Origin of the sequence: Microbacterium sp., assembly GCF_052099035.1 — a bacterium.
GTDB lineage: Bacteria > Actinomycetota > Actinomycetes > Actinomycetales > Microbacteriaceae > Microbacterium.
In genome coordinates this window covers 21,870-47,772 of record NZ_JBQDSX010000017.1, presented here as the reverse complement: position 1 = coordinate 47,772, position 25,903 = coordinate 21,870, and the positions used below count along the sequence as shown (strand labels likewise).

General features: G+C 66.0%; 23 protein-coding genes. 22 read left to right on the top strand and 1 reads right to left on the bottom strand.

Going from position 1 to position 25,903, the window contains the following annotated elements; all coding sequences use genetic code 11:
• Nucleotides 1-53: 53 nt before the first annotated feature.
• The 14 genes from ACTIAO_RS07635 to ACTIAO_RS07570 all read left to right on the top strand — a co-directional run bounded on the left by ACTIAO_RS07635 (nt 54) and on the right by ACTIAO_RS07570 (nt 15,618).
• Nucleotides 54-242: a hypothetical protein gene (locus tag ACTIAO_RS07635; RefSeq protein WP_441905686.1), complete on the top strand. Its 189-nt coding sequence runs from the start codon at nt 54-56 to the stop codon at nt 240-242.
• Between the two features lie 67 nt (nt 243-309).
• Nucleotides 310-2,970 carry an alanine--tRNA ligase gene (alaS, locus tag ACTIAO_RS07630; RefSeq protein ID WP_441905685.1) on the top strand — a complete coding sequence of 887 codons (2,661 nt, stop codon included), beginning with the start codon at nt 310-312 and terminating at the stop codon, nt 2,968-2,970.
• The gene (gene ruvX / locus ACTIAO_RS07625; protein WP_441905684.1) at nt 2,967-3,440 is read left to right on the top strand and encodes a Holliday junction resolvase RuvX; all 474 of its coding nucleotides are present in this window, start codon (nt 2,967-2,969) and stop codon (nt 3,438-3,440) included. The genes alaS and ruvX overlap by 4 nt, the downstream gene beginning before the upstream one ends.
• Nucleotides 3,441-3,442: 2 nt before the next feature.
• Nucleotides 3,443-4,900, top strand: coding sequence for an endolytic transglycosylase MltG (gene mltG, locus ACTIAO_RS07620; protein ID WP_441905683.1), 1,458 nt, complete (start codon nt 3,443-3,445; stop codon nt 4,898-4,900).
• Entirely contained in the window at nt 4,894-5,718 is an 825-nt protein-coding gene (locus tag ACTIAO_RS07615) for a shikimate dehydrogenase family protein (RefSeq protein WP_441905682.1), read from the top strand. The genes mltG and ACTIAO_RS07615 overlap by 7 nt, the downstream gene beginning before the upstream one ends.
• Before the next feature lie 68 nt (nt 5,719-5,786).
• On the top strand, nt 5,787-7,016 hold the full coding sequence (gene aroC / locus ACTIAO_RS07610; RefSeq protein WP_441905681.1) for a chorismate synthase: 1,230 nt from the start codon (nt 5,787-5,789) through the stop codon (nt 7,014-7,016).
• Complete coding sequence (locus ACTIAO_RS07605) at nt 7,003-7,521, top strand: shikimate kinase (RefSeq protein WP_441905680.1); 519 nt, start codon at nt 7,003-7,005, stop codon at nt 7,519-7,521. The genes aroC and ACTIAO_RS07605 overlap by 14 nt, the downstream gene beginning before the upstream one ends.
• Entirely contained in the window at nt 7,518-8,606 is a 1,089-nt protein-coding gene (gene aroB, locus ACTIAO_RS07600) for a 3-dehydroquinate synthase (protein WP_441905679.1), read from the top strand. Before ACTIAO_RS07605 ends, aroB begins: the two co-directional genes overlap by 4 nt.
• Nucleotides 8,603-9,163 (top strand): GNAT family N-acetyltransferase, encoded by a 561-nt coding sequence (locus ACTIAO_RS07595; protein ID WP_441905678.1) that lies wholly within the window; start codon nt 8,603-8,605, stop codon nt 9,161-9,163. The genes aroB and ACTIAO_RS07595 overlap by 4 nt, the downstream gene beginning before the upstream one ends.
• Nucleotides 9,160-9,603, top strand: a complete 444-nt coding sequence (locus ACTIAO_RS07590; RefSeq protein ID WP_441905677.1) for a type II 3-dehydroquinate dehydratase — start codon at nt 9,160-9,162, stop codon at nt 9,601-9,603. The genes ACTIAO_RS07595 and ACTIAO_RS07590 overlap by 4 nt, the downstream gene beginning before the upstream one ends.
• Before the next feature lie 71 nt (nt 9,604-9,674).
• A complete protein-coding gene (efp, locus tag ACTIAO_RS07585) occupies nt 9,675-10,235 on the top strand; it encodes an elongation factor P (RefSeq protein ID WP_441905676.1) in 561 nt (186 codons plus the stop codon).
• A 3-nt stretch (nt 10,236-10,238) separates the two neighbouring features.
• Complete coding sequence (gene nusB, locus ACTIAO_RS07580) at nt 10,239-10,649, top strand: transcription antitermination factor NusB (protein WP_441905675.1); 411 nt, start codon at nt 10,239-10,241, stop codon at nt 10,647-10,649.
• 43 nt (nt 10,650-10,692) lie between these two features.
• Entirely contained in the window at nt 10,693-13,962 is a 3,270-nt protein-coding gene (locus tag ACTIAO_RS07575; RefSeq protein ID WP_441905674.1) for a DEAD/DEAH box helicase, read from the top strand.
• Nucleotides 13,963-14,040: 78 nt separating this feature from the next.
• Nucleotides 14,041-15,618: a Rieske 2Fe-2S domain-containing protein gene (locus ACTIAO_RS07570; RefSeq protein WP_441905673.1), complete on the top strand. Its 1,578-nt coding sequence runs from the start codon at nt 14,041-14,043 to the stop codon at nt 15,616-15,618.
• Here the strand turns inward: ACTIAO_RS07570 and ACTIAO_RS07565 are convergent.
• Nucleotides 15,587-16,279 (bottom strand): TMEM175 family protein, encoded by a 693-nt coding sequence (locus ACTIAO_RS07565; RefSeq protein WP_441905672.1) that lies wholly within the window; start codon nt 16,277-16,279, stop codon nt 15,587-15,589. The genes ACTIAO_RS07570 and ACTIAO_RS07565 overlap by 32 nt on opposite strands.
• A gap of 76 nt (nt 16,280-16,355) precedes the next feature.
• Between ACTIAO_RS07565 and pyrR the strand changes: the two genes are divergently transcribed.
• The 8 genes from pyrR to gmk are packed head-to-tail and all read left to right on the top strand — an operon-like array spanning nt 16,356 to nt 25,869.
• Nucleotides 16,356-16,886, top strand: a complete 531-nt coding sequence (gene pyrR / locus ACTIAO_RS07560) for a bifunctional pyr operon transcriptional regulator/uracil phosphoribosyltransferase PyrR (RefSeq protein WP_441905671.1) — start codon at nt 16,356-16,358, stop codon at nt 16,884-16,886.
• Entirely contained in the window at nt 16,883-17,848 is a 966-nt protein-coding gene (locus ACTIAO_RS07555; RefSeq protein ID WP_441905670.1) for an aspartate carbamoyltransferase catalytic subunit, read from the top strand. The genes pyrR and ACTIAO_RS07555 overlap by 4 nt, the downstream gene beginning before the upstream one ends.
• Complete coding sequence (locus tag ACTIAO_RS07550) at nt 17,845-19,149, top strand: dihydroorotase (protein WP_441905669.1); 1,305 nt, start codon at nt 17,845-17,847, stop codon at nt 19,147-19,149. The genes ACTIAO_RS07555 and ACTIAO_RS07550 overlap by 4 nt, the downstream gene beginning before the upstream one ends.
• Nucleotides 19,146-19,655 (top strand): PH-like domain-containing protein, encoded by a 510-nt coding sequence (locus tag ACTIAO_RS07545; protein WP_441905668.1) that lies wholly within the window; start codon nt 19,146-19,148, stop codon nt 19,653-19,655. The genes ACTIAO_RS07550 and ACTIAO_RS07545 overlap by 4 nt, the downstream gene beginning before the upstream one ends.
• Nucleotides 19,652-20,812 (top strand): glutamine-hydrolyzing carbamoyl-phosphate synthase small subunit, encoded by a 1,161-nt coding sequence (carA, locus tag ACTIAO_RS07540; protein WP_441905667.1) that lies wholly within the window; start codon nt 19,652-19,654, stop codon nt 20,810-20,812. The genes ACTIAO_RS07545 and carA overlap by 4 nt, the downstream gene beginning before the upstream one ends.
• On the top strand, nt 20,812-24,099 hold the full coding sequence (gene carB, locus ACTIAO_RS07535) for a carbamoyl-phosphate synthase large subunit (RefSeq protein WP_441905666.1): 3,288 nt from the start codon (nt 20,812-20,814) through the stop codon (nt 24,097-24,099). The genes carA and carB overlap by 1 nt, the downstream gene beginning before the upstream one ends.
• A complete protein-coding gene (pyrF, locus tag ACTIAO_RS07530) occupies nt 24,096-24,956 on the top strand; it encodes an orotidine-5'-phosphate decarboxylase (protein ID WP_441905665.1) in 861 nt (286 codons plus the stop codon). The genes carB and pyrF overlap by 4 nt, the downstream gene beginning before the upstream one ends.
• Nucleotides 24,949-25,869 carry a guanylate kinase gene (gmk, locus tag ACTIAO_RS07525; protein ID WP_441905664.1) on the top strand — a complete coding sequence of 307 codons (921 nt, stop codon included), beginning with the start codon at nt 24,949-24,951 and terminating at the stop codon, nt 25,867-25,869. Before pyrF ends, gmk begins: the two co-directional genes overlap by 8 nt.
• The last annotated feature ends 34 nt before the right edge of the window (nt 25,870-25,903 follow it).

Below are 25,903 nucleotides of genomic sequence, written 5' to 3'. Positions count from 1 at the left end.
TCCGCATACGATGGATAAGCCGCGCCCTGCGGCCCAATCGCAAGGATGGCGACATGAAGACTTTTCTGTGGTTCCTGATCGGCGTGATCGGCGGCTTCGTCGCCGCTCACTTCATGAACAAAGACCCGCGCGGGCACGATCTTCTCTCTGAGGTCGACGCGCGCATCACCGGTTTCACGGCGATCCTCGGCGACGCGTACCGCGACCAGGAAGCCCGGCTCGTCGAACCCCGCGAGCATTGATCATCCGCCCCGGAGGCTGCGTTTGGCGCAGCATCCGTCCGTCTCACACAAGGACAGCAGTATCCCTATGAAAACCACGGACATCGCGCAGCGCTATCTCTCCTACTTCGAGAAGAACGGCCACACGGTCGTGCCATCGGCGTCGCTCGTGAGCGACGACCCGACGGTCATGTTCAACATCGCCGGAATGGTGCCATTCGTGCCCTATCTGACGGGTCTGCTGCCTGCGCCGTTTTCGCGTGCGACCGACCTCCAGAAGTGCATCCGCACCAATGACATCGAAGAGGTCGGCAAGACGGCCCGTCACGGCACGTTCTTCCAGATGCTCGGCAACTGGTCCTTCGGTGACTACTTCAAAGAGGGCGCGATCAGCTACGCCTGGGAGCTGCTGACGTCGTCCGAGGCGGATGGCGGTCTCGGCTTCGACGAGAAGGACATCTGGGTCACCGTCTACGAGACGGATGACGAAGCAGCAGCCCTCTGGCAGAAGATCGCCGGCCTCCCCATCGAGCGCATCCAGCGCATGGGCAAGGAAGACAACTACTGGCACACCGGTCAGCCGGGCCCCGGCGGCCCGTGCTCGGAGATCTACATCGATCGCGGACCTGCGTACGGACGCGACGGCGGCCCGATCGTCGATGACAATCGATTCACGGAGATCTGGAACCTCGTCTTCATGCAGGAGATGCTCTCCGATGTGCGCACGAAGACGGATTTCGACATCGCCGGTCCCCTCCCGAAGAAGAACATCGACACCGGCATGGGCCTCGAGCGCGTCGCCATGTTCAAGCAGGGCGTCGAGAACATGTACGAGACCGACCAGGTGCGTCCTGTTCTCGATCGCGCGATCGAGATCTCCGGTCGCAAGTACGGCGTCTCGCACGAGGACGACGTCCGGTTCCGCGTGATCGCCGACCACGTGCGCTCCTCGCTCATGCTGCTCTCGGACGGCGTGAAGCCCGCCAATGACGGGCGCGGCTACATCCTGCGTCGCCTCATGCGCCGCACCGTGCGCTCGATGCGCCTGCTGGGCGTGGATGCTCCGACTTTCCCCGAGCTGTTCGCCACCTCTCGCGACGCGATGAAGGCTTCGTACCCCGTACTCGAAACCGAGTGGGACCGACTGTCGGGTCTGGCCATCGCCGAAGAAGAGACGTTCCTGCGCACCCTGGCTCAGGGATCGACGATCCTCGACCTCGCCCTGAGCGACACGAAGAAATCCGGCAAGCAGACACTCGCCGGCCCGGAAGCCTTCCTGCTGCACGACACGTACGGTTTCCCGATCGATCTCACGCTCGAGATCGCAGAGGAGCAGGGCCTCAGCGTCGACCGCAGCGCGTTCGATGAGCTGATGACCGAGCAGCGCACTCGTGCCAAGGCCGACGCGAAGAGCCGGCGCCGCCAGATGGCCGATGTAACGGTGTACCGCGATCTCCGCGCGCTCGGCGAGACATCCTTCACCGGCTACACAGACCTGCAAACCGAGTCACGCGTGCTCGGCATCCTCGTCGACGGACACCCCGTCACGACAGCATCCGAGGGCGACGTCGCCGAGATAATCCTCCCCGAGACCACGCTGTATGCGGAGTCCGGCGGACAGGTCGCCGACAAGGGGATGATCGTCGGCGCCGGATTCGAACTCGAAGTCCTCGACGTTCAGAAGCCTGTTCCCGGGCTCATCAGCCACACCGTGCAGGTCATCAGCGGAAGCGTCGCGGTCGATGACCGTGCAACGACGGTCGTGGATGCCGCGAACCGCCGAGCTGCACGTCAGGCGCACTCCGCGACCCACCTCGTGCACGCCGCATTGCGTGACACCCTCGGCTCCGGAGCGACGCAGACCGGGTCGCTGAACCGCGCGGGCTACATGCGGTTCGACTTCTCCTGGGCGCAGCCGTTGTCGACGGACACCCGCACCGAGGTCGAAGAGATCACGAACCGTGCAGTTCAGGATGCCCTCGAGGTGACCACGCGCATCATGTCGCTCGATGAGGCGAAGGAAGCCGGAGCCATGGCGCTGTTCGGCGAGAAGTACGGCGATGTGGTGCGGATGGTCGACATCGGCGGTCCGTGGTCGCGCGAGCTGTGCGGTGGCACGCATGTGGCAACCAGCGCTGAGATCGGTCTGGTCAGCGTCGTCGGCGAATCTTCGGTCGGCGCATCCAACCGGCGTATCGAAGCTCTCGTCGGTCAGAACGCCTTCCGCGAACTGGCGGCGGAGCGCGCGATCGTGTCTCAGCTGACGTCTTCGTTGAAGACTCCCCGCGAGCAGCTCCCCGAGCGCATCGCGGAGATCGCTGCGAATCTGAAGGCGGCGGAGAAGCGCATCGCGCAGTTCGAGGCGAAGGAACGGGAAGGACGTGTCCCCGCGATCGCCGAGTCCGCCGAGCGCATCGGCGAGCTCCGGGTGGCCGCAGTCTCTGTGGGTGAGGTCGCTTCCGGCGATGACGTTCGCGGTCTGGCCCTGAGCGTGCGCGAGCGGCTCGGCTCCGAGCCCGCCGTCGTCGCACTCGGTGCCATCGCCGCAGGACGCCCCGTTGTCGTGGTCGCCACCAATGATGCCGCCCGCGCCGCCGGTGCCAAGGCCGGTGTGCTCGCCAAAACCGCGGCCGGTGTCCTCGGTGGAGGCGGAGGTGGTCGTGACGACGTCGCGCAGGGTGGCGGTACGGATGCTGCGGCGCTGCCTGCAGCGCTCGAAGCCGTCACGAAAGCACTTCGCGGCGCGTGAGCGGGTTCCGTCGCGGCGTTCGACTCGGTGTCGACGTAGGCAAAGCGCGTGTCGGCATTTCACGATGCGATCCGGATGGCATGCTCGCCGTTCCAGTCGAGACTGTTCCGCGCTCGGATGCGTCACTGGCACGGATCGCGGAGCTCGCAGAAGAATACGCACCGCTGGAGTTCGTCGTCGGACTCCCGGTGAACATGCAGGGGACCGACACGCCCTCCACCGCGGATGCCAGGGAGTTCGCTGCGGCCCTGCAGCAGCTCACCGGGATCCCGGTGCGGATGATGGACGAACGACTCAGTACGGTCTCCGCGCACGCGGCCTTGAGATCCTCCGGGCGAAATCAGCGAAACTCTCGTAGCATTGTCGATCAGGTCGCTGCCGTGGTTCTCCTGCAGCATGCGATCGACACGGAGAAGAGCACCGGCAGCCCGGCCGGCTCCGTGGTTCCGAGAGCCGAGGAGCCCATCTGAACATGCCCGAACGCGACAACCAGGAGCAGGGGCGGCAGAGCCTGTCCGACGACCTGTTCGCGAATCTGCCGGAGCCGACGCATCAATCCCCGGCTCCGTCATCGACGCCCCCGGCGCCCGGATCTCGCCGCGCGCGCCGTGAAGCCGAGCAGTCCGACACCAGCGGTCCGGTCGCAGATGCCACGCCCGCGCGAGTCAGCGAGCCTACGGCGCCGCCGGACGCTCAGGATGCGCCCGCAGTGACCTCCGCACCACTCGCGTCGGATTCCGCACCGCAGCAGGTTTCGCAGCAGGCGCCTCAGCAGACCCCGGCGAAGCCGGCGACCGCGACACTCGATGACCTCTTCGCGACGGATCATGACGACCAGGGCGGGCACGGCCGCCGCGGCAGGAAGAAGCGCCGTAGCGGGTGCGTGGTCGCGCTGATCGTTGTTCTGGCGATCATCGGCGGCATTGTGGGCGCCGGATTCTGGGTGATGAACGTCTACGGTGACCAGATCAACAGTGTCATGGGCTGGGGCGAGCCTGCGGACTGGGATCCCGGGATGGCAACGGGTGAAGCGCTCGTGACGATTCGTGAGGGAGACACCGGGACTCCGGTGTCGACGGCTCTGTACGAGGCGGGCGTCACCAAGACCGATCGAGTCTTCTACGACTATCTGGTGAACGAGAACGTCGCGGTCACCTTCTACCCGGGCGTCTACAAGCTGCAGCAGAAGATGACGGCATCGGCCGCACTCGAGGCGCTCCAGGATCCTGCGAGCAAGTCCGAGAACACGGTCAGCATTCCCGAAGGCGGGACGATCGAGTCCTCGCTGCCGCTCATCACTGAGAGCGTGGGAATTCCCCTCGAAGATCTGCAGGCGGCTGTGGCCGATCCTGCAGCGTACGGCGTGGATGCCCCGGATCTCGAGGGCTGGCTGTTCCCGGCGATCTACACATTCGATCCGGAGGCCACGGCTACGCAGGTCATCGCACGCATGGTCGACCGTACGCGCGAATCATTGTCGGCAGCGGCTGTTCCTGCCGCCGATGAGCAGCGCATCCTGACGATCGCGTCCATCATCCAGCGCGAGGGCCGCACGGATGACTTCGCCAAGGTCTCCCGTGTCATTCAGAACCGACTCGATGACGGAATGAAGCTGCAGATGGACTCGACAGCGCAGTACGGCTTCGGTGAACTTCACGCCGGCGTGGTCAGCACGTCCGATGAGGCGCAGTTCGATGACAACCCGTGGAATACCTACGTCATCGACGGTCTGCCCCAGGGGCCCATCGCCAATCCCAGTGACGCCGCGATCGAGGCAGCGATGCATCCCGCCGATGGCCCGTGGCTGTATTTCGTGACGACCAACCCGCAGACCGGTGAAACGGTCTTCTCCACGACCTACGAGGAACATCAGGCGGCGATCAAGACGTGGCAGGAATGGTGCCGGGCGAACCCCGATCAAGGATGCTGACGCGAGACGCGGGGAACCGCTTCGAGGTCTGGGGCGATCCCATCGCGCACAGCAAGTCTCCGGCGCTGCATGTCGCCGCGTATCGCGTGCTCGGGCTCGACTGGGAGTACGGGCGTCGACAGGTGGACGCCGCAGGTTTCACTGGGGCATTGGCCTCGCTCGACGGCAACTGGCGCGGCCTCTCGCTCACCATGCCGCTGAAAGAGCAGGGATTCGCGGCCTCGGCCTCGCACGACCGTCATGCGACCCTCACGGGCGCGGCCAACACGCTGCTTCTGGGCGCGAAGCCGGCCGGCTTCAACACGGATGTCGGCGGTATCGTCGATGCCCTTGCCGAGGGCGGGATCGCCGCAGCGCACCGGGTTCGCATTCTCGGGGCAGGGGCGACCGCGGCATCCGCCCTGGTCGCCGTGAGCGAGATCGGCGCTGCGCGCGTCGATATCCGTGCACGCCGTCCGGAGCGCGCCATCGAGCTCATGGCGCTGGGGGAGAGGCTCGGTCTCCACGTGACGATCGACAGCTTCGCAGGGGCGACAGAGCCGGCGGATCTCACGATCGCGACGCTTCCCAGCGGCACCGTGCTCGATGCGCCCGTCACAGAATCGTTCGCGGCAACCGGCGGTGTCCTGTTCGATGCGGCATACGCGCCGTGGCCATCGGCTCTGGCCGCTGGCTGGGGCGGCTCGCCGGTGATTTCCGGGTTCGGGATGCTGCTGCATCAGGCCGTGCGTCAGATCCGGATCTTCCTCACCGGCGACCCGCTCACCCTGTTGCCCGATGAGGACCGTGTGATTGCGGCGATGCGCGCCGCGGTCTGAACAGCACTGCCATCGCACGTGCTGACACACGGGCGGATGCAGCCCTGATGTCATGGGAGACTGGAGCAATGCTCCGCGTGCTCACGGCCGGCGAATCGCACGGCCCCGAACTCATCGCCGTCATGGAAGGCCTGCCCTCCGGCGTTCCGATCTCCTCCGAGGCCATTCAGGCCGATCTCGCCCGCCGCAAACTCGGCTACGGTCGCGGGTCGCGGATGAAGTTCGAACAGGACGCGCTCTCGATCTCGGGTGGTGTCCGCCACGGCAAGACGCTCGGCAGCCCGATTGCGCTCCGCATCGGCAACACCGAGTGGCCCAAGTGGATCGAAGTCATGAACCCCGAGCCCGTGGAGATCACCGACAAGTCCCGGGGGCGTTCTGCGCCGCTGACCCGGCCCCGCCCCGGACACGCCGATCTCGTGGGCATGCAGAAGTACGACTTCGACGAGGCCCGCCCCATCCTCGAGCGTGCCAGCGCACGAGAGACTGCCGCACGCGTCGCATTGGGCGCTGTCGCCCGGTCATTCCTCGGCGAGCTCGGCATCCGTCTGGTCAGCCACACACTCTCGATCGGTCCGGTTCGTGTTCCGGAGGGAGCCGCGCTTCCGACACCCGATGACGTGGACGCGCTCGATGCCGATCCGCTGCGGTGCTTCGATGCAGAGACCTCCGAGCGCATGGTCGACGAGGTCGACGACGCTCGCAAGGCCGGCGACACCCTGGGCGGCATCGTCGAGGTGCTCGCTTATGGTCTTCCGCCGGGGCTCGGATCGCACGTGCACTGGGATCGTCGTCTGGACGCTCGTCTCGCTCAGGCGCTCATGAGCATCCAGGCGATCAAGGGCGTCGAGGTCGGCGATGGGTTCGAGACCACGCGCAGGCGAGGCTCGGCCGCACATGACGAACTTTTCGCCGCGGATGCCGGGATCACTCGCGCATCCGATCGTGCCGGCGGCACCGAGGGCGGGATGTCCACGGGCACCGTCCTGCGCGTGCGCGCCGGTATGAAGCCGATCGCAACGGTCCCGCATTCCCTGCGCACGATCGATACGGCCACCGGCGAGGCAGCCAGCGCCCATCACCAGCGTTCCGACGTGTGCGCGGTCCCTGCTGCGGGCGTCGTCGCCGAGGCGATGGTCGCGGTCGAGCTGGCACGTGCCGTGCTGGAGAAGTTCGGTGGCGACAGCGTTCGTGAGACCCGGCGAAACCTCGAGGGGTACCTCGAGGCGATCCCGGCCGAGCTGCGCACCGCCCCGGCATCGGAAACGGCACTGATCGCGCACGATGAGCAGTCCTGATCCGCTGACGCTCGTGCTCGTCGGCCCGATGGGGGCCGGCAAGACCAGCGTCGGCCGTCGAGTCGCGAAGATTCTCGAGGTCGGCTTCATCGACACGGACAAGCGCATCGTCGCCGAGCACGGTCCGATTCCGGCGATCTTCGCCGAGCACGGTGAAGATCGATTCAGATCGCTGGAACGCGTAGCAGTCGCCGAGGCGCTGGACGCGGGCGGTGTGATCTCGCTGGGCGGGGGCGCGGTGGCCGACGCGCACACGCGTGAGATGCTGCTCCAGCATCCTGTCGTCTTTCTGACCGTCGCCGCGGATGCGGTCAGCCACCGCATCGGCGGAGCAGGACGCCCCATGCTGGCCGGCAGCGACGATGCGCTCACCCGTTGGAAGCAGATCTACGAACAGCGCCGTGGCTGGTACGACGAGGTTGCGGATGCGACCTTCGATACTTCTCATCGGCCGATGAAGCGCATCGCCGAAGAGATCGCGGCTTGGAGGAGAGAGCAGGCATGAGCACCACCACGATCAGCGTCACAGGACAGACGTCCTACGACATCACCATCGGTCGGGACATCCTCGACCAGGTCTCGAGCGCTTTGGACCCCGCCGTCCGCAAGGTACTCGTCGTGCACCCGCCGACGCTGGCACTTCGTGCGGCCGAGCTGCGCGAGCGGCTTCTCGCCGACCCGGTCAACACCGGGCGCGAGGTGATCCTCGCTGAGATCCCCGACGCCGAGCAGGGCAAGCGCATCGAGGTCGCCGCGTTCTGCTGGCAGGTCATGGGACAGTCCGACTTCACGCGCACCGATGCTGTGGTCGGCTACGGCGGCGGGGCGGTCACGGACCTCGCCGGATTCGTCGCGGCAACCTGGCTGCGCGGCGTCCAGCTCGTCCAGGTGCCGACCACTGTGCTGGGGCTCGTCGATGCTTCCGTGGGCGGAAAGACGGGGGTCAACACCGCTGAGGGAAAGAACCTGGTGGGCGCTTTCTGGGCGCCGCAGGCGGTCATCGGAGATCTCGATGAACTGGGTAGTCTCAGCGCGAACGAGGCCACCGCCGGCTACGCCGAGGTCGTGAAGGCGGGCTTCATCTGGGCGCCGGAGATTCTCGACCTCATCGAGGCCGACCCGTCTCGCGTGGTCGACACCTCCACGCAGGAGTTCCGACGCACCGTGGAGCTTGCGGTCGAGATGAAAGCGGCAGTGGTCTCCGAGGACTTCCGGGAAGCGGGTCAGCGCGAGATCCTGAACTACGGACACACGCTGGGCCACGCTATCGAACACGCCGAGCGCTATCAGTGGCGGCACGGCGCGGCGATCTCGATAGGGATGATGTACGCGGCCGAACTCTCGCGCCTGGCCGGCCGTCTGTCGGACTCGGCGGTCGACAGGCATCGCTCGGTCCTCGAATCGCTGGGCCTTCCGACCACCTATCGCGCGGGTGCGTGGCCGCAGCTCCTATCGACGATGCAGCGCGATAAGAAGGCACGCGGGGGGATGCTGCGCTTCATCCTGCTCGACGACATCGCCAAGCCCACCGTCCTGCAGGCACCGGACGAATCGCTGATGTTCGCCGCCTATCAGGAGGTGGGAGCGTGAGCGCAGAGATCCGGCGAATCAAGGCTGACGAATGGCAGCGGGTTCGGGCCCTGCGCCTGGACGCTGTGCGCGATCCTGCCGCTCCCATCGCCTTCCTGCATCCCTATGAAGTTGAGGCCGCGCACGACGATGCCTTCTGGCAGGATCGGGCCGCTGGCGGCGCAAAAGGCGACGCTGTGGCGCAGTTCGTCGCCGAGGAGGATGGCGAGTGGATCGGCACTCTGACGGTGCTGCGCTGGGCTGCCGGGGCGACAGACCATCAGGGACACGTCGTGGACGCACCTCGCGGTGATGTCGTCGGCGTCTTCATCCGTCCCGAGCACCGCGGCAACGGCATCGTCGACGAGCTGTTCCACGCCGCCGCAGACTGGGCGACCTCACTCGGCGATACGCGTCTCTCTCTCGATGTGCACGCGGACAACTCCCGCGCGCAGGCGGCCTACCGACGCGTCGGGTTCGTCGAGACCGGCCAGACGTTCACCGGCCCCATCGGCGCCGAAATCGTCATGGAGCGCTCCCTCGTAAACGACCTCGCCACGAGCGGGGGAGTGAAATGAGCGCCCCACGCCGTCTCCTGCTCGTGAACGGTCCGAACCTGAATCTGCTCGGCATCCGCGATCCGGCGGTGTACGGCACCTCGACCCTCGCCGACGTGGAGAAGATCACGGCGGATGCTTCGGCCGAAGCCGGCTTCTCGGTGCGCAGCATCCAGAGCAATCACGAGGGTGTGCTCATCGATGAGATCCACGCAGCCCGCGAGGACTGCGCCGGCATCGTCATCAACCCTGGCGGACTGACGCACACATCCGTCGCGCTGCGCGACGCCCTCACCGGGGTGTCGCTCCCATTCGCCGAGATCCATATCTCGGATGTGAACGCGCGTGAGGAGTTCCGCCGCTTCTCCTATCTGCATGATGTCGCGACCGTCCGCGTCATCGGCGAGGGCGTGCACGGGTACGCCACCGCCGTCGCACAGCTTTGTGCGCTCATCCCGTAGAATCGACTGTCGGTCGCCACTTCGACAGGATCAGTGATGGCCTCTACCTCAACGAAACGGAACTCTCCCGCATGGCATCCACCGCAGATATCAAGAACGGCGTCGTCCTCAATCTCGACGGGCAGCTCTGGACCGTTGTGGAGTTCCAGCACGTCAAGCCGGGCAAGGGCGGCGCATTCGTGCGCACCAAGCTGAAGAACGTCGTCACGGGTCGCACCAACGACAAGACCTTCAACGCCGGCGCCAAGGTCGACATCGAGAACGTCGACCGCCGCGACTTCACCTACCTGTACGCCGACGGCGATGGTTACGTCTTCATGGACGCGACCGATTTCGATCAGATCACCCTCAGTGATGTCGTGGTCGGCGACGCCAAGAACTTCCTGCTGGAGAACACGCAGGTCACGATCGCGCTCAACAACGGCAACCCGCTGTACATCGAGCTGCCGACATCGGTCATCCTCGAGGTGACCTACAGCGAGCCCGGTCTGCAGGGCGACCGCTCCTCCGCCGGCACCAAGCCCGCAACGGTCGAAACCGGCTACGAGATGCAGGTTCCGCTGTTCGTCGAGACCGGTACGAAGATCAAGGTCGACACGCGCACGGGTGACTACCTCGGTCGCGAGAAGTAAGGCGTGAGCGCTCGGACGAAGGCGCGCAAGCGCGCACTCGACATTCTCTTCTCCTCGGATGTCCGCGGAGACGCACTCGGTGTGACTCTCGCGGCGGAAGCCAAGCGTGCGGCCAGCGAGCCGGCGCGCGAGGCATCGTGGCTGTACGCCCGCGAGATCATCGACGGCATCATCGATCACGGCGAAGACATCGACGAGAGCATCGTCACGCACAGTCGTGATTGGAAGATCGATCGGATGCCGACCGTCGACCGCGCACTGCTGCGGATGGGTGCGTGGGAGATCCTGTACAACGACGAGGTGCCAACCGCCGTCGCGATCGATGAAGCGGTCGAACTCGCCAAGGAGTTCTCGACGGACGACTCCGGGGCCTTCGTGCACGGGGTGCTCGCCCGCGTAGCGCGCGCCAGCTGATCCGAGTCATCACGTTGTCGGTGGTCGCCGAGAGGATGCCGGTATGCCCGCTCCGCTCATAGACCTGTACATCTTGCAACGGGTGACAGACGCGGGAAGCCTCGACCGCGGACGGGCCTATGCCCGAAGCGGCATGGTGCTCCGAAAGGCATGGAACGCCGCCTTCACGATGCTCGCCGCCGATGTGCGGGGATCGGGGGCTGCGGAGTACCGGAGCGTCGTGCGCGTGGCCATGGGCGCCGAGACCGCCGAGATCACCTCCACGACCTGCACCTGCCCCGTGCGACGAGGATGCAAGCACATCGTCGCGACCGTGCTCGCGAGCAACGCCGAGGTGGAGGCAGCACCCGTCCCGGTGCCGTCGGGCCCCGTCGATTCGGTCCAGGTTCCCACCTGGCGGCTGCTGCTCGAAACGCCCCGGCCACAGGTCGGGGCCGTGCCGCTCGCACTCGGCATCGAGGTGCGGCATCGCGGCGCGCAGGGCGCCCACCAGTGGGCGCCGCGACCCGTGCGCACGGCCACAGTGCGCGATGTGGTCAAGAACAGCGGCGAACTGCTGCTCGGCATCCGTCCGCTCATGAAGAGCGTCTCGACGGGTGCATGGATCCAGGGGACGATCTCGTGGGACGTGGTGCGCCGGCCCGGCCCGCAGTTCCGTCCTGACCAGCTGCGGTGGTTCTCCGAGCTTCTGAGCATCGCCAGGGACTCGCTCATGTCCGGCACCGCCGGTGACTGGCTGATCCTCGATCACGTCGAGTCCGGCCTGCTCTGGCCCCATCTGCGTGCTGGTGCGGATTACGACATTCCCATCGTCACCAATCAGAAGAGCTTTTCGGTGGGACTCGCAGACTCCGGGGCTGTCGCCGCGGAGGTGGAGCGCGATGACAACGGTCTCCTGGTGTCGGCGGAGATCACCCTGGACGGGCAGCGGATCGACGCGACGACGGTGCACACGCTCGGCCATTCGGGCATATACAGCGTCGCACCTCTCGGCAGCAGAGCGCAGGTGACGATCGCGGAGGTCGCGCTCAGTCCGATCGTCCATGCACTGGTCACCGCGCGCAGCACGCTGACGGTGCCAGCGGATGACGAACCCGCATTCCTGCGCGATGCCTACCCGGCGCTCGCTCGGCGCGTGCCCGTGCGGGCCATCGGCACGATCGAGCTCCCGCCCGTGCCGGTGCCGACGGCGACCCTCGTCATCACTCATCGGCCCAAGGATCGAATCGACTACGCGTTCGAATGGACCTACACCGGGCACGGACGCTTTCCGCTCACTCCCACCGGCGACGGCGTGCGCGATGAGAGCGCCGAGTCCTCCGCGCTGTCCGAGCTGGAGCGGCAATGGCAGACAGCCACCGGAGAGCCGTTCGCAGCGACCGGCACCTACCAGGACGTGGACGCCGCCGAATTCGCCACCCATGTCGTTCCCGCGCTGAAGAGCCAGGGAATCACGACCGTCGTCGTCGGAAAGGCCAAGACGTATCAGGAGCTCAGCGGAGCGCCCGAGATCTCGGTGTCGACCGTGGAGAGCAGCGACCCGGACTGGTTTGATCTGGGAATCATCGTCAAGATTGATGGCCGCAGCATCCCGTTCGCGCCGTTGTTCACTGCACTGAGCATGCGCCGGACGAAACTGCTGCTCGTCGACGGCAGCTACTTCTCGCTCGCGCACCCCGCGCTGGACTCCCTGCGCGAACTCATCGACGAAGCCACGGAGCTCGCCGAATGGGAGACCGCGCCCCGCATCAGCCGGTACCAGACAGACCTCTGGGAAGAGTTCGAGGACCTCGCCGACGAAGCGACGCCGGCGACCAGCTGGCGAGCCACGGCGGACGGCCTGAGAACGGCCGACGGTGTGCCGTCGGCAGCAGTTCCCGCTGGGCTGCACGCGGAACTGCGTCCGTACCAGAAAGCCGGGTTCGACTGGCTCGCGTTCCTGTGGGAGCACCGCCTCGGCGGAATCCTTGCCGACGATATGGGGCTCGGAAAGACGATCCAACTGCTCACCCTCATGCTGCATGCCCGCGCGGCAGGGGAGAAGCGACCCTTCCTCGTCATCGCCCCGACCTCGGTGCTGCCCACATGGCAGGAAGAGGCAGCGCGGTTCGCACCATCCCTGCGCGTGCGTCTGGTCGAGGGGACATCGAACCGTCGCGGTGCCTCCGCCGGAGACATCGTCCAGGATGCCGACATCGTCGTCACCTCGTACACCCTCGCGCGACTCGATGCCGACGAATACGCCGCAACCGAGTGGGCAGTCCTCGTGCTCGATGAAGCGCAGTTCGTGAAGAACCCCTCGACGAAGCAGCATCGTGCCGTGGCATCCATCCCGGCACCGGTGACGTTCGCCGTGACGGGAACGCCGATGGAAAACAGCCTGGGCGACCTGTGGGCGCTGTTGAAACTCACCGCTCCCGGCTTGTTCGCCTCGGCACGGAAGTTCCGGCAGGACTACATCCAGCCCATTGAGCAAGGCAAGGTCCCCGAGAACGAAGAGGGCGGCGAGTACCGGCAGCGACGACTGCAGCGACTGCGCAGACGCATCCGTCCGCTCATGCTGCGACGAACGAAAGAGCTTGTTGCGACCGATCTCCCCGAAAAGCAGGAGCAGCTGCTGCACGTCGATCTCAGCCCCGCGCATCGCGCGCTCTACGACACGGTTCTTCAGCGAGAGCGGCAGAAGGTGCTCGGGCTGCTCAAAGACCTCGACCGCAACCGCTTCATCGTCTTCCGATCGCTCACGATGCTGCGGATGCTGAGTCTCGCACCCGGCCTGGTCGACGAAGCTGACGCAGCGATCGGCTCACGGAAGCTCGACACCCTTGTCGAGCGCGTCATCGAGCTGCACGCCGAGGGACACCGGGCACTGGTATTCAGCCAGTTCACCTCATTCCTCCAGCTCGCCGCCGCGCGACTCGAGCAGGCGGGCATCGCCTATGCGTACCTCGACGGTTCCACACGTGCGCGAAAGCAGGTCATCGACGGGTTCCGCACGGGGAAGCAGCCTGTGTTCCTCATCAGCCTGAAATCCGGCGGCTTCGGACTGACGCTCACCGAAGCCGACTACGTCTTCATGCTCGACCCGTGGTGGAATCCGGCGGCAGAAGCCCAAGCCATCGACCGCACGCACCGGATCGGTCAGCGCAATCCCGTGATGGTCTATCGCATGATCTCCTCCGGCACGATCGAGGAAAAGGTGCTGGCCCTTCAGCAGCGCAAGGCGCGGCTGTTCACCGCGGTCATGGACGATGAAGCGCTGTTCGCGCAGTCGCTCACCGCCGACGACATCCGCGGGCTATTCGAGGCCTGACCGATATCCACGGCCACGCTCGGCTGGTCGTGAGCATGCCGCCGGTAGAATCGAGCTGTCCACCTCAGGAGGAGTGCAATGCGGATCACCGGACTCGGCCACGCCGGGATGTTCATCGAGACCGTCGGCGGAAACATCATCTGCGACCCGGTGCTCGGGCCCTCCTTCTTCGGCTCCTGGTTCCCGTTCCCCGACAACCGCGGCCTCGACTGGGAGAAGTTCGGCGCCGAAGCCGACTTCCTGTACATCTCGCACCGCCACCGCGATCACTTCGACCCGAAGCTGCTGCAGTGCTATATCCGCCGTGACATCGAGGTACTCCTGCCGGAGTACCCGATCAACGATCTCGAGCAGGACATCCGCTCCCTCGGCTACACCAACATCACCTACGCTCCGGCGGGCCAGGTGATCGAGCGCGGCGACCTCAAGATCATGATCACCCCGTTGCGCGCCCCCAGTGACGGTCCGATCGGTGACTCGTCACTGAGTGTCGACGATGGCACGGCATCCGTGCTCAATCAGAATGATTCGCATCCGCTCGATCTCGACAGGTTGCTGAGCTTCGGCAAGCCCGATGCCTATTTCACACAGACCTCCGGAGCGATCTGGTGGCCGATGGTCTACGACCTGCCACTGGATGCCAAGCAGAACTTCGCACGGCTCAAGCGCGAAGCGCAGAACAAACGCGCCATGTACTACATCGAGAAAGTCGATGCACCCCTCGTGTTCCCGATGGCGGGCCCGCCGATGTTCCTGCGAGACGAGCTGTTCGCGTACAACGGGTTCGGCAAGAACGGCGAGTCGATCTTCACCGATCAGAAGCAGTTCATCACGCATTTGAAAGAGCTCGCGCCGCAGTACGACGGGCAGCTGTTCGTTCCCGGCACTGTCGTGACTCTCGAGAATCGAGCGCTGTCCTCGATCGAGCAGACGCTGTACAGCCAGGACGAGATCGATCACATCTTCGACGAGAAGTGGGAGTACCTCGAGGGTCAGCGCGCTGGCCGGCAGCAGGAGATCCGCGACGAGGAGGCCGAGCGGGCAGAGCCACTGCCCGCCGACGAGATTCTCGCGGCCCTCAAGAGCTGGTGGGAGCCGCTGCTAAAGAAGTCGCGCACGATCCGTCTCGGTGTCGGCGGGTGTGTGCGGTTCCGCATCGGCGACCTCGACATGGTGGTCGATTTTCCCAAGGCCAAAGTGCGCGAATACGCGGGGGAGGAGTGCATCTACTGGTACACGATTCCCGCGGACCTCGTCTCGACGAACATCCGCGATCACGAGATCGACTGGTCGAACTCGATCTTCCTGTCGATGCAGTTCTCCGTGGGCCGCAGCGGCAAGTTCAACGAGTTCCTCACCACATTCCTCAAGTGCCTATCGGTCGATCGCATCGAATACGTCGAGAACTGGTACTCCGAGCAGACCGATCAGACCGAGGACGCCGAGGTCGGAGATTGGGTCGTCCAGCGCCGCTGCCCGCACCTGCGTGCCGACCTCACCAAGACCGGCAAGGTCGATGATGACGGCATCCTCACGTGCAGCATGCATGACTGGAAGTGGGATCTGAAGACCGGCAAGTGCCTGACCACAACAGGGCACGAAATCCGCGCTCAGCGCTGCCCTGTTACCGACGACGCTTTGCGACTCGGCGCCTGACCAGCGCGTCGGAGAGTGGATTCAGCACGATCAGAATCAGCCAGGTGAGCTTGGCAGTGTTCGCGTCGATGAACAGCGCCACCGGCACGGATGCCAGGAACACGACGGGCGTGATGAGCGCCGCGAGCGTCTCGATCCTGTTCTGCGCATCCGGTCGCTGCGGATCCTCGAGCCCGCGCGCGCGAGCCACCTGATACGTGATCGTCTGGGTCAGCGACACGGCCGCGATGTTCACGGCGTAGAGCGCGGTGGGAAGAGCGAATTCGGTCGCCACCGGATCGCTGATGCCTTGCGTGGTGAAGGCGATGAGGATGACCAGCGCCGCGGCCAGGAGGTTCAACGCGGTGACGGGGCCGTCTGTACCGGAAAGGCGACGCGTCAGGCGGACGTTGGCGCGCCAGACCACGGCGATGACGATGAAGCTCAGCGCGAATCCGAGCAGCTGTGTTCCGACGCCGGATGCGAGGAGGCTCTCAAGACTCTGCCAGGCGCTCACGGGAGGTGGATCGACGTTCGCGATCAGAAGTGTCATCGCGAATCCGTAGATGGAGTCGTACAACGAGACGCCCCGACTGAACGGCATCGAGTCGGTGGTGTCCACGGATTCGGTTCGACGGCTCGCAGACTCGGCACTCCTCGACGGGACCTCGTCGTCGCTCATGTCCACAGCGTGCCAGTAGACTGACAGCGCAAGCAACCTTTAACACCGTCCAGAGAGGCGGAGAAGGGAGCGGCTGATGAGCGCACGCACTGTGCTGCAGCAAGCCGATATCTCGCGGGCACTGACCCGTATCGCCCATGAGATTCTCGAATCCAACAAGGGTGCGGCAGATCTGGTGCTGCTCGGGATCCCCACTCGCGGCGTCGCCCTCGCCGAGCGGCTCGGCGCGCTGATCGCCTCGATCTCCGACACCGAGATCCCGGTCGGGTCACTGGATGTCACGCTCTTCCGAGATGACCTCGCCAAGCATCCGACTCGCTCCCCGCAGCCGACCGAGATCCCCTCCGGCGGCATCGACGGCAAGACGGTCGTTCTCGTCGATGACGTGCTCTTCTCTGGTCGCAGCATCCGCGCAGCGCTGGACGCGATCCAGTCCATCGGGCGACCCGCCATCGTGCGCCTCGCGATTCTCGTCGATCGCGGCCACCGAGAACTGCCGATCCGCCCTGACTTCGTCGGCAAGAACATCCCCTCGGCCAGCGCAGAGCGCGTGAATGTGCGTCTGGATGAATACGACGGCGTGGACGAGGTGACGATCGGCGCATGAGACATCTCCTCGATACCAAGACTCTCGACCGCGAGACCGCTCTGCGCATCCTCGATGTCGCCGAAGACATGTCCGATACGCAGTCGCGCGAGGTCAAGAAGCTTCCAACGCTGCGCGGCAAGACCGTCGTTAACCTCTTCTTCGAAGACTCCACGCGCACGCGCATCTCGTTCGAAGCAGCGGCCAAGCGCCTCTCCGCCGACGTCATCAACTTCTCCGCCAAAGGCTCCAGCGTCTCCAAAGGCGAGAGCCTGAAGGACACCGCCCAGACCCTGCAGGCGATGGGGGCGGATGCCGTCGTCGTCCGTCATGCGGCTTCCGGGGCCCCGCGCACGCTCGCAACGAGCGGATGGATCTCGGCCGGTGTGGTCAATGCCGGCGACGGTACGCACGAGCATCCGACCCAGGCGCTGCTGGACGCCTTCACGATCCGCAAGCGCCGTTTCGGCGCCGATAGCCGCGGGAAGGATCTCACCGGCATCCACGTGGTCATCGTCGGCGACGTGCTACACTCCCGCGTCGCGCGATCGAACGTCTGGTTGCTTGCGACACTCGGCGCGCAGGTCACGCTCGTATCGCCGCCGACCCTCGTGCCCCAGAACGTCACGAAGTGGCCGGTACGCGTGCTGTACTCGCTCGACGAAGCTCTCGCCGATGGTCCCGACGCCGTCATGATGCTGCGCATTCAGCTCGAACGCATGAACGCCGCATATTTCCCCAGTGAGCGGGAGTATTCCCGCACGTGGGGCCTGGATGCCGTACGCGCGGCGTCGCTGCCGCGAGATAGCATTGTCATGCACCCCGGGCCCATGAACCGGGGCCTCGAGATCTCGTCGGAGGCTGCGGACTCACCGCGCTCGACGGTGCTCGAGCAGGTGACAAACGGGGTGTCCGTGAGAATGGCCGTCCTTTACCTGCTGCTCGCAGGAGAACGAAACGACGAACGAGGGAGAGACCTGTGACCGAGACCCTCGTGATCACCGGAGCGCGCATGCTGGGCGCCGATGGCGCCGACATCCTCGTTCAAGACGGGAAGATCGCCGAGATCGGCAGCGGAATCAGCCGCGACGGCGCACGCGTGATCGATGCTGACGGTCTTGTGGCACTGCCGGGACTCGTCGATCTGCACACGCACCTGCGCGAGCCCGGATATGAAGCATCCGAGACGATCCTCACCGGCACTCGGGCCGCAGCTGCCGGCGGCTTCACCGCTGTCTTCGCGATGCCCAACACCTCGCCGGTCGCCGACTCCGCGGGCGTTGTCGAACAGGAGCTCGCGCTCGGTGAGGCGGCGGGCTACGCCACCGTGCAGCCGATCGGCGCCGTCACCGTCGGGCAGAAGGGCGAGCGGCTCGCCGAACTCGGCGCGATGGCGAACTCCCGCGCGAAGGTGCGTGTGTTCAGCGACGACGGCTTCTGCGTCTTCGATCCGCTGATCATGCGACGCGCTCTCGAATACGTGAAGTCGTTCGGGGGAGTCATCGCCCAGCATGCCCAGGATCCGCGATTGACCGAGGGCGCCCAGATGAACGAGGGCGCAGTCTCGGCGGAACTGGGGCTCGCCGGCTGGCCGGCAGTCGCCGAGGAGTCGATCATCGCCCGCGATGTGCTGCTCGCCGAGCACGTCGGCTCGCGCCTGCACGTCTGCCATCTCTCCACGGCAGGCTCGGTCGACATCATCCGCTGGGCGAAGAAGCGGGGCGTCAACGTCACCGCCGAAGTCACCCCGCACCACCTGCTACTCACCGACGAACTCGTGCGCGGATATGACGCGCGCTTCAAGGTCAACCCGCCGCTGCGCCGCGAAGAAGATGTGCTCGCCGTCCGCGAAGGACTCGCCGACGGCACGATCGACATCGTCGCAACCGATCACGCACCGCATCCCAGCGAGAACAAGGCATGCGAATGGCAGGCCGCCGCCAACGGCATGGTGGGCCTCGAAAGCGCTCTGCGCGTGGTGCATCAGTCGATGGTGCAGACCGGGCTCCTCGATTGGACGGATGTGGCACGCGTGATGAGCACGACCCCTGCGCGCATCGGAATGCTCGAGGGGCACGGCACGCCGCTGGAGGTCGGACAGCCCGCACAGATCACGCTCTACGATCCGTCCGCGGCGGGGGAGTTCACCACTGCCGATCTGCACGGTCGCAGCGAGAATTCGCCGTACCTCGGGCGGAACCTCCCCGGGCGGGTGGAGTGGACCATCCATCACGGAGTCGTCACGCTCGCCGCCGGCGAGGTCGTCTCGGAGCTGATCTCGTGAGTGCACGGGACCTCGCCGTCGCGATCACGATCGCTGTCGCAGTCCTCATTCTGCTCGCGATGCTGTTCGCGTGGCGACGACGATTGCGACGCGATGCCGTCTACACCGCGCCACTGGGCGTTCCCGAGCACGCCGAGGTGACGAGCCGTCACGAGGTGCTCTACGTTTCGACCACTCGTCACGATGCGCCCCTCGAGCGCCTCGCGATCAAGCCGCTGGCATATCGTGCGCGCGGAGAGCTCGCCGTCACCGACCGCGGTGCGGCGCTCTGCCTCGACGGATCGCCCACGGTCTTCTTCGCCACGGACAATATCGAAGCCGTCGATCGCGCCACCGTCACCATCGACCGGGTGGTCGAACCCGGCGGACTCGTCCGCATCGCCTGGCGGGTGGATGCCGACACCATCGTCGACTCCTACCTGCGGGCCGTCAGCGGCAACCCCGACACTCTCATCTCAGAACTGCAGCGGCTCACCCCCGCCCCCGACACAGGAGCCATGTCTTGACCAGCTCACATCCTCTGACCAACCGGGCATCCGCCGTCCTCGTCCTCGAAGACGGAACCCGGCACACCGGCCGCGCATACGGCGCCGAAGGCACGACCCTCGGCGAAGTCGTCTTCGCGACCGGGATGTCCGGCTATCAGGAGACCCTCACCGATCCCTCCTACGCCGGCCAGATCGTGCTGCAGACCGCACCGCACATCGGCAACACCGGCATGAACGACGAAGACTCCGAGTCCCGACGCATCTGGGTCGCGGGCTACATCGTGCGAGACCCCTCGCGAGTGGTGTCCAATTGGCGTGCGAACGCCTCGCTGGACGAGATTCTCGTCCGAGACGGCATCATCGGCGTCAGCGGGATCGACACGCGCGCCGTGACGCGCCACATCCGCGCGGCCGGATCCATGCGCGGGGGTATCTTCTCGGGGGCGGATGCCGCACTCGATGCTGATGAGCAGCTGCGCATCGTGCAGCAGGCGCCGCAGATGAGCGGACAGAATCTGTCTGCACAGGTGTCCGTCGACGCTCCCACCATCACGACGGCGCTCGGGAAGCGCATCGGCAACCTCGCGGTGCTCGACCTCGGGGTCAAGCAGGCCACGATCGACAACCTCGCCGCGCGTGGATTCGACGTGCACGTGATGCCGCAGGATGTCACGTTCGATGAGATCCAGGCGATCGACCCCGTGGGCGTGTTCTACTCCAACGGCCCCGGCGACCCTGCCGCATCAGGGGACCACGTCGCTCTGCTGCGCGCTGTGCTCGACGACAGGCTGCCGTTCTTCGGCATCTGCTTCGGCAACCAGCTGCTCGGCCGCGCCCTCGGGCTCGGCACGTACAAGCTGCCGTTCGGCCACCGCGGTATCAACCAGCCGGTTCTCGACAAGTCCACGGGCCGCGTCGAGATCACCGCGCACAATCACGGCTTCGCCGTCGAGGCGCCCTTGGAGGGGACCTTCGACAGCCCGAACGGGTACGGCAAGGTCGAAGTCAGCCACATCGGCCTCAACGACAACGTCGTGGAGGGGCTCCGCGCCCTCGACCTGCCCGCGTTCTCCGTGCAGTACCACCCGGAGGCCGCCGCCGGCCCGCACGATGCCAACTACCTCTTCGACCGCTTCGCCGAGCTGGTCATCTCCACGCAGAAGGACGCAAAGTAATGCCAAAGCGCGACGACATCAACTCCGTCCTCGTCATCGGCTCCGGCCCGATCGTCATCGGGCAGGCGTGCGAATTCGACTACTCCGGAACCCAGGCCTGCCGCGTGCTGCGCGAAGAAGGCGTGCGCGTCATCCTGGTCAACTCCAACCCGGCGACGATTATGACCGACCCGGACTTCGCGGATGCCACCTACATCGAGCCGATCACCTGGCAGGTCATCGAGACCATCATCGCCAAGGAGCGCCCGGACGCGATTCTGCCCACCCTGGGTGGTCAGACGGCGCTGAATGCCGCAATCGACCTCCACAACCACGGGATCCTCGAGAAGTACGACATCGAGCTCATCGGTGCGAACTTCGAGGCCATCAACAAGGGCGAGGATCGTCAGATCTTCAAGGAGCTCGTCCTCGAGGCTGGCGCGGATGTCGCAGCATCCGTCATCTGCCACACCATGGATGAGCTCATCGCGGGAGCGGAGAAGCTCGGCTACCCGCTCGTGGTCCGCCCGAGCTTCACCATGGGCGGTCTCGGTTCCGGGTTCGCGTACGACGAGAAGGACCTCCGCCGCATCGGCGGAGCAGGTCTGCACGACTCGCCGACGAATGAGGTCCTGCTCGAGGAGTCGATCCTCGGCTGGAAGGAGTACGAGCTCGAGCTCATGCGCGACACCGCCGACAACACGGTCGTCGTCTGCTCCATCGAGAACGTCGACCCGGTCGGCGTTCACACGGGCGACTCGATCACGGTCGCTCCGGCCCTCACGCTGACCGACCGCGAGTATCAGAAGATGCGCGACATCGGCATCGACATCATTCGCGCCGTCGGCGTCGACACCGGCGGATGCAACATCCAGTTCGCCGTCGATCCGTCCAACGGCCGCATCATCGTCATCGAGATGAACCCGCGCGTCTCGCGCTCGAGCGCCCTGGCATCGAAGGCGACCGGTTTCCCGATCGCCAAGCTCGCAGCCAAACTCGCCCTCGGCTACCGCCTCGACGAGATCCCCAACGACATCACCGGCGTCACCCCGGCGAGCTTCGAGCCCACGCTCGACTACGTGGTGGTGAAGGTGCCGCGGTTCGCGTTCGAGAAGTTCCCCGCCGCCGACGCCACGCTCACCACGACCATGAAGTCGGTGGGCGAGGCGATGGCGATCGGCCGCAACTACGCCACCGCCTTGCAGAAGGCGCTGCGCTCGCTCGAGAAGCGCGGCTCCAGCTTCCACTGGGGCGATGAGCCCCGGTCCGTCGAGGAGCTGCTCGAAATCTCGAAGACGCCCACCGATGGCCGTATCGTCGTGCTGCAGCAGGCGCTGCGCAAGGGAGCGACGATCGAGCAGGCGTTCGATGCGACCGCGATCGACCCGTGGTTCCTCGACCAGATCGTCCTGATCAATGAGGTCGCCGAATCCGTGCACACGGCCGACGAGCTGGACGCCGACGTGATCCGCCACGCGAAGGAGCACGGCTTCTCCGATGCGCAGATCGCCCAGCTGCGCGGCATCGGCGAGGCCGAGGTCCGCGGCGTGCGTCACGGCCTCGGCATCCGCCCGGTCTACAAGACGGTCGACACGTGTGCGGGGGAGTTCCCGGCACTCACGCCATACCACTACTCGAGCTATGACTTCGAAACCGAGGTGGCGCCGTCCGAGCGCACCAAGGTCGTCATCATCGGATCGGGCCCGAACCGCATCGGCCAGGGTGTGGAGTTCGACTATTCGTGCGTCCACGCGTCGTTCGCGCTGTCGGATGCCGGATACGAGACGGTGATGGTCAACTGCAACCCCGAGACCGTCTCGACCGACTACGACACCTCGGACCGCCTCTACTTCGAGCCGCTCACGCTCGAGGACGTTCTCGAAGTGCTGGATGCCGAAGCCGCCAGCGGCACGATCCTCGGTGTCGTCTGCCAGCTCGGTGGACAGACGCCACTCGGCCTCGCGAAAGGCATCGAGGCAGCCGGCTACACGATCCTCGGCACGAGCCCGGAAGCGATCGACATCGCCGAGGAGCGCGAGCTCTTCTCGCAGCTGCTCGACAAGGCCGGTCTCGTGGCCCCGCGTCATGGTACGGCCACTGACGTCGACGGTGCCGTCGTGATCGCGGAGGACATCGGCTATCCCGTTCTCGTTCGTCCGAGCTTCGTGCTCGGCGGCCGTGGCATGGAGATCGTCTACGACACCCCGAGCCTGCGCGACTACTTCGTGCGCACCGGCGGCGAGGTCATCGTCGGCCCCGGCACGCCGCTGCTCGTCGACCGGTTCCTCGACGACGCCATCGAGCTCGACGTCGATGCCCTGTACGACGGTGACGAGCTCTACATCGGTGGAGTGATGGAGCACCTCGAAGAGGCCGGCATCCACTCCGGCGACTCGAGCTGCACCCTGCCTCCGATCTCGCTCGGTCGCAGCGATGTCGACCGTGTCCGCGAGGCGACGCTCGCGATCGCCGAGGGCGTGGGTGTCCGCGGCCTCCTCAACGTGCAGTTCGCGATCAGCGCGGGCGTGCTCTACGTGATCGAGGCGAACCCGCGCGCCAGCCGCACGGTGCCCTTCGTTTCGAAGGCGCTCGGGATCCCGATGGCGAAGGCTGCCAGCCGCGTCATGGTGGGGGACAAGATCGCAGATCTGAAGGCAGAGGGGCTGCTCCCGGCCTCGGACGGCTCACGGGTTCCGCTGGGCTCACCGGTCTCTGTGAAGGAAGCCGTTCTCCCGTTCAAGCGGTTCCGCACCAAGGACGGCAAGATCGTCGACTCCGTGCTGGGCCCCGAGATGCGCTCGACCGGTGAGGTCATGGGCATCGACAAGGACTTCCCGACGGCGTTCGCGAAGAGCCAGGCCGCAGCCTACGGCGGCATGCCGACATCCGGCACGGTGTTCATCTCCGTCGCCGATGCGGACAAGCGCGCTGTGATCCTTCCCGCGCATCGTCTGCAGCAGCTCGGCTTCACGCTGGTCGCGACCGAGGGAACTGCCGAAGTCCTCTCCCGCAACGGCATCGCCGTGACGGCGGTGGCGAAATACAGCGAGACTCAGGAAGATGGCTCGGAGAACGTCGTCGATCTGATCAACAACGGCTCCATCGACATCGTCGTGAACACGCCTTCCGGCGGGGCCGCGCGTGCCGACGGCTACGAGATCCGCGCAGCGGCGGTCGCGGCGGACAAGGCGCTGTTCACCACGATGGCGGTGCTCGGTGCTGCAGTCAGCGGTATGGATGCCGCCGACACCGGGTTCGATGTCAAGAGCCTCCAGGAGTACGCGCTCGACCGGCAGGCGGCTCTGTGACACGACAGACATCGCCAGAGCGATTCGGGGAGCGGGTTCGCCTCGCGCTGCGTGCGCGAGGCCCCCTGTGCGTCGGCATCGATCCGCATGCCGGTCTGCTGAGCGCGTGGGGGCTCTCCGAGTCTGCTCGGGGAGTGCGTGAATTCGGCCTGCGCACCGTGGATGCCGCAGCTGATCGAGTCGGTTTCGTCAAGCCGCAGGTGTCATTCTTCGAACGCTTCGGTTCTGTCGGGATCGCCGCACTCGAAGATGTTCTCCGCGCGGCACGTGAGGCCGGTCTCATCGTTATCGCCGACGCCAAGCGCGGCGACATCGGCACGACGATGGATGCGTACGCGGCAGCATGGCTGGGCTCCGGCTCGCCGTTGGAGGCGGATGCTCTGACGGTGAATCCCTTCCTGGGAGTGGGCGCACTCGAGAGCACGTTCGAATTGGCACAGCGCAACGGCAAGGGCGTCTTCGTCCTCGCTGCGACCAGCAACCCCGAAGCGACGACCGTACAGCGCGCGCAGACCGCAGCAGCCCAGTCGGTCTCGGCGGAGATCGTGGCGCAGGTCAGCACGCGCAATGCGCACAGCACGCCGGCCGGCGAGTGGGGCAGTCTCGGCTTCGTGATCGGGGCAACCGTGGACTGGACCGCAGCGGGCCTCGCACCGTTCTCCCCGCCGGCTCCCATTCTCGGTCCCGGCTTCGGCGCCCAGGGCGCCGGACCTGCTGACCTGCGCGGACGCTTCGGCACCGCTGCAGCGACGGTCATCGCCTCGGAGAGCCGGAGCATCCTCTCGGCTGGTCCCGATGGGCTCGCCTTGGCGATCGACGAACGTGTCGCCGACTATCGAAAGGCTCTCGATGTCTGAGCGCGCTGGTTCCGAACGCACTGTCCCCGAGGTGGATCGGGCGGCGGCGGCACGCCGCGCCGTCGAGCGGCGCCGTGCACGTGCGTCGCTGAAACGCGATCTCACGATGCGCGTCGTGACGCCCCAGGCGGTCGCCGCTCACGCATTCGACGACGCCGACTCCGTGGCCGGATCCATGCGGATCACCGACTTCCTTGTCGCGTTGCCCGCAATCGGCGTCGGCAAGCGCGACCGCATCCTCGCTGACCTCGAGATCGCCCCGGTCAAGCGACTCGGCGGCCTCGGCGTGCGCCAGCGCACAAGTCTCACGCGCTGGCTCGACGAACGATTCCCGCAGCCTTCGCCGCGCGCAGGACGCAGCCGCCTGCTCGTCCTCGCGGGGCCCACCGCGGTCGGCAAAGGCACTGTCGCCGCGCACATCCGCGAGCACAACCCCGAGATCCACCTCTCGGTCTCGGCCACCACACGCCCACCACGCCCGGGCGAGATCGACGGCGTGCACTACTACTTCGTCGGCGATGACGAGTTCGATCGTCTGATCGCCGATGATGAGCTGCTGGAATACGCGGTCGTGCACAACAAGTCCCGCTATGGGACTCCGCGCGCACCCATCGCCGATGCGCTGGCCGCCGGAAAGACGGTGCTGCTCGAGATCGATCTGCAGGGTGCGCGGCAGGTCCGGGCGGCTGAACCGTCGGCGACTCTCATCTTCCTGCTCCCGCCGTCCTGGGACGAATTGGTGCACCGCCTGGTCGGGCGGGGCACCGAGAACGAAGAAGAACGGGCCCGTCGTCTGCGCACCGCAAAGGTCGAATTGGCGGCGCAGAGCGAGTTCGATTACCGCATTGTGAACGAGGACGTCGCCGCAGCAGCGCGGGAGGTCGTAGAATTGTCTGAGGCTACTGCGCGCTGATCGCTTTTACGCGCCCGCCGAATCGACTTCGCGA

Coding starts and splice junctions, on each gene's coding strand:
- ACTIAO_RS07635 (WP_441905686.1), top strand. CDS start 54: ATGAAGACTTTTCTGTGGTTCCTGATCGGCGTGATCGGCGGCTTCGTC.
- alaS (WP_441905685.1), top strand. CDS start 310: ATGAAAACCACGGACATCGCGCAGCGCTATCTCTCCTACTTCGAGAAG.
- mltG (WP_441905683.1), top strand. CDS start 3,443: ATGCCCGAACGCGACAACCAGGAGCAGGGGCGGCAGAGCCTGTCCGAC.
- ACTIAO_RS07615 (WP_441905682.1), top strand. CDS start 4,894: ATGCTGACGCGAGACGCGGGGAACCGCTTCGAGGTCTGGGGCGATCCC.
- aroC (WP_441905681.1), top strand. CDS start 5,787: ATGCTCCGCGTGCTCACGGCCGGCGAATCGCACGGCCCCGAACTCATC.
- ACTIAO_RS07605 (WP_441905680.1), top strand. CDS start 7,003: ATGAGCAGTCCTGATCCGCTGACGCTCGTGCTCGTCGGCCCGATGGGG.
- aroB (WP_441905679.1), top strand. CDS start 7,518: ATGAGCACCACCACGATCAGCGTCACAGGACAGACGTCCTACGACATC.
- ACTIAO_RS07590 (WP_441905677.1), top strand. CDS start 9,160: ATGAGCGCCCCACGCCGTCTCCTGCTCGTGAACGGTCCGAACCTGAAT.
- efp (WP_441905676.1), top strand. CDS start 9,675: ATGGCATCCACCGCAGATATCAAGAACGGCGTCGTCCTCAATCTCGAC.
- ACTIAO_RS07575 (WP_441905674.1), top strand. CDS start 10,693: ATGCCCGCTCCGCTCATAGACCTGTACATCTTGCAACGGGTGACAGAC.
- ACTIAO_RS07570 (WP_441905673.1), top strand. CDS start 14,041: ATGCGGATCACCGGACTCGGCCACGCCGGGATGTTCATCGAGACCGTC.
- ACTIAO_RS07565 (WP_441905672.1), bottom strand. CDS start 16,279: ATGAGCGACGACGAGGTCCCGTCGAGGAGTGCCGAGTCTGCGAGCCGT.
- pyrR (WP_441905671.1), top strand. CDS start 16,356: ATGAGCGCACGCACTGTGCTGCAGCAAGCCGATATCTCGCGGGCACTG.
- ACTIAO_RS07555 (WP_441905670.1), top strand. CDS start 16,883: ATGAGACATCTCCTCGATACCAAGACTCTCGACCGCGAGACCGCTCTG.
- carB (WP_441905666.1), top strand. CDS start 20,812: ATGCCAAAGCGCGACGACATCAACTCCGTCCTCGTCATCGGCTCCGGC.
- gmk (WP_441905664.1), top strand. CDS start 24,949: ATGTCTGAGCGCGCTGGTTCCGAACGCACTGTCCCCGAGGTGGATCGG.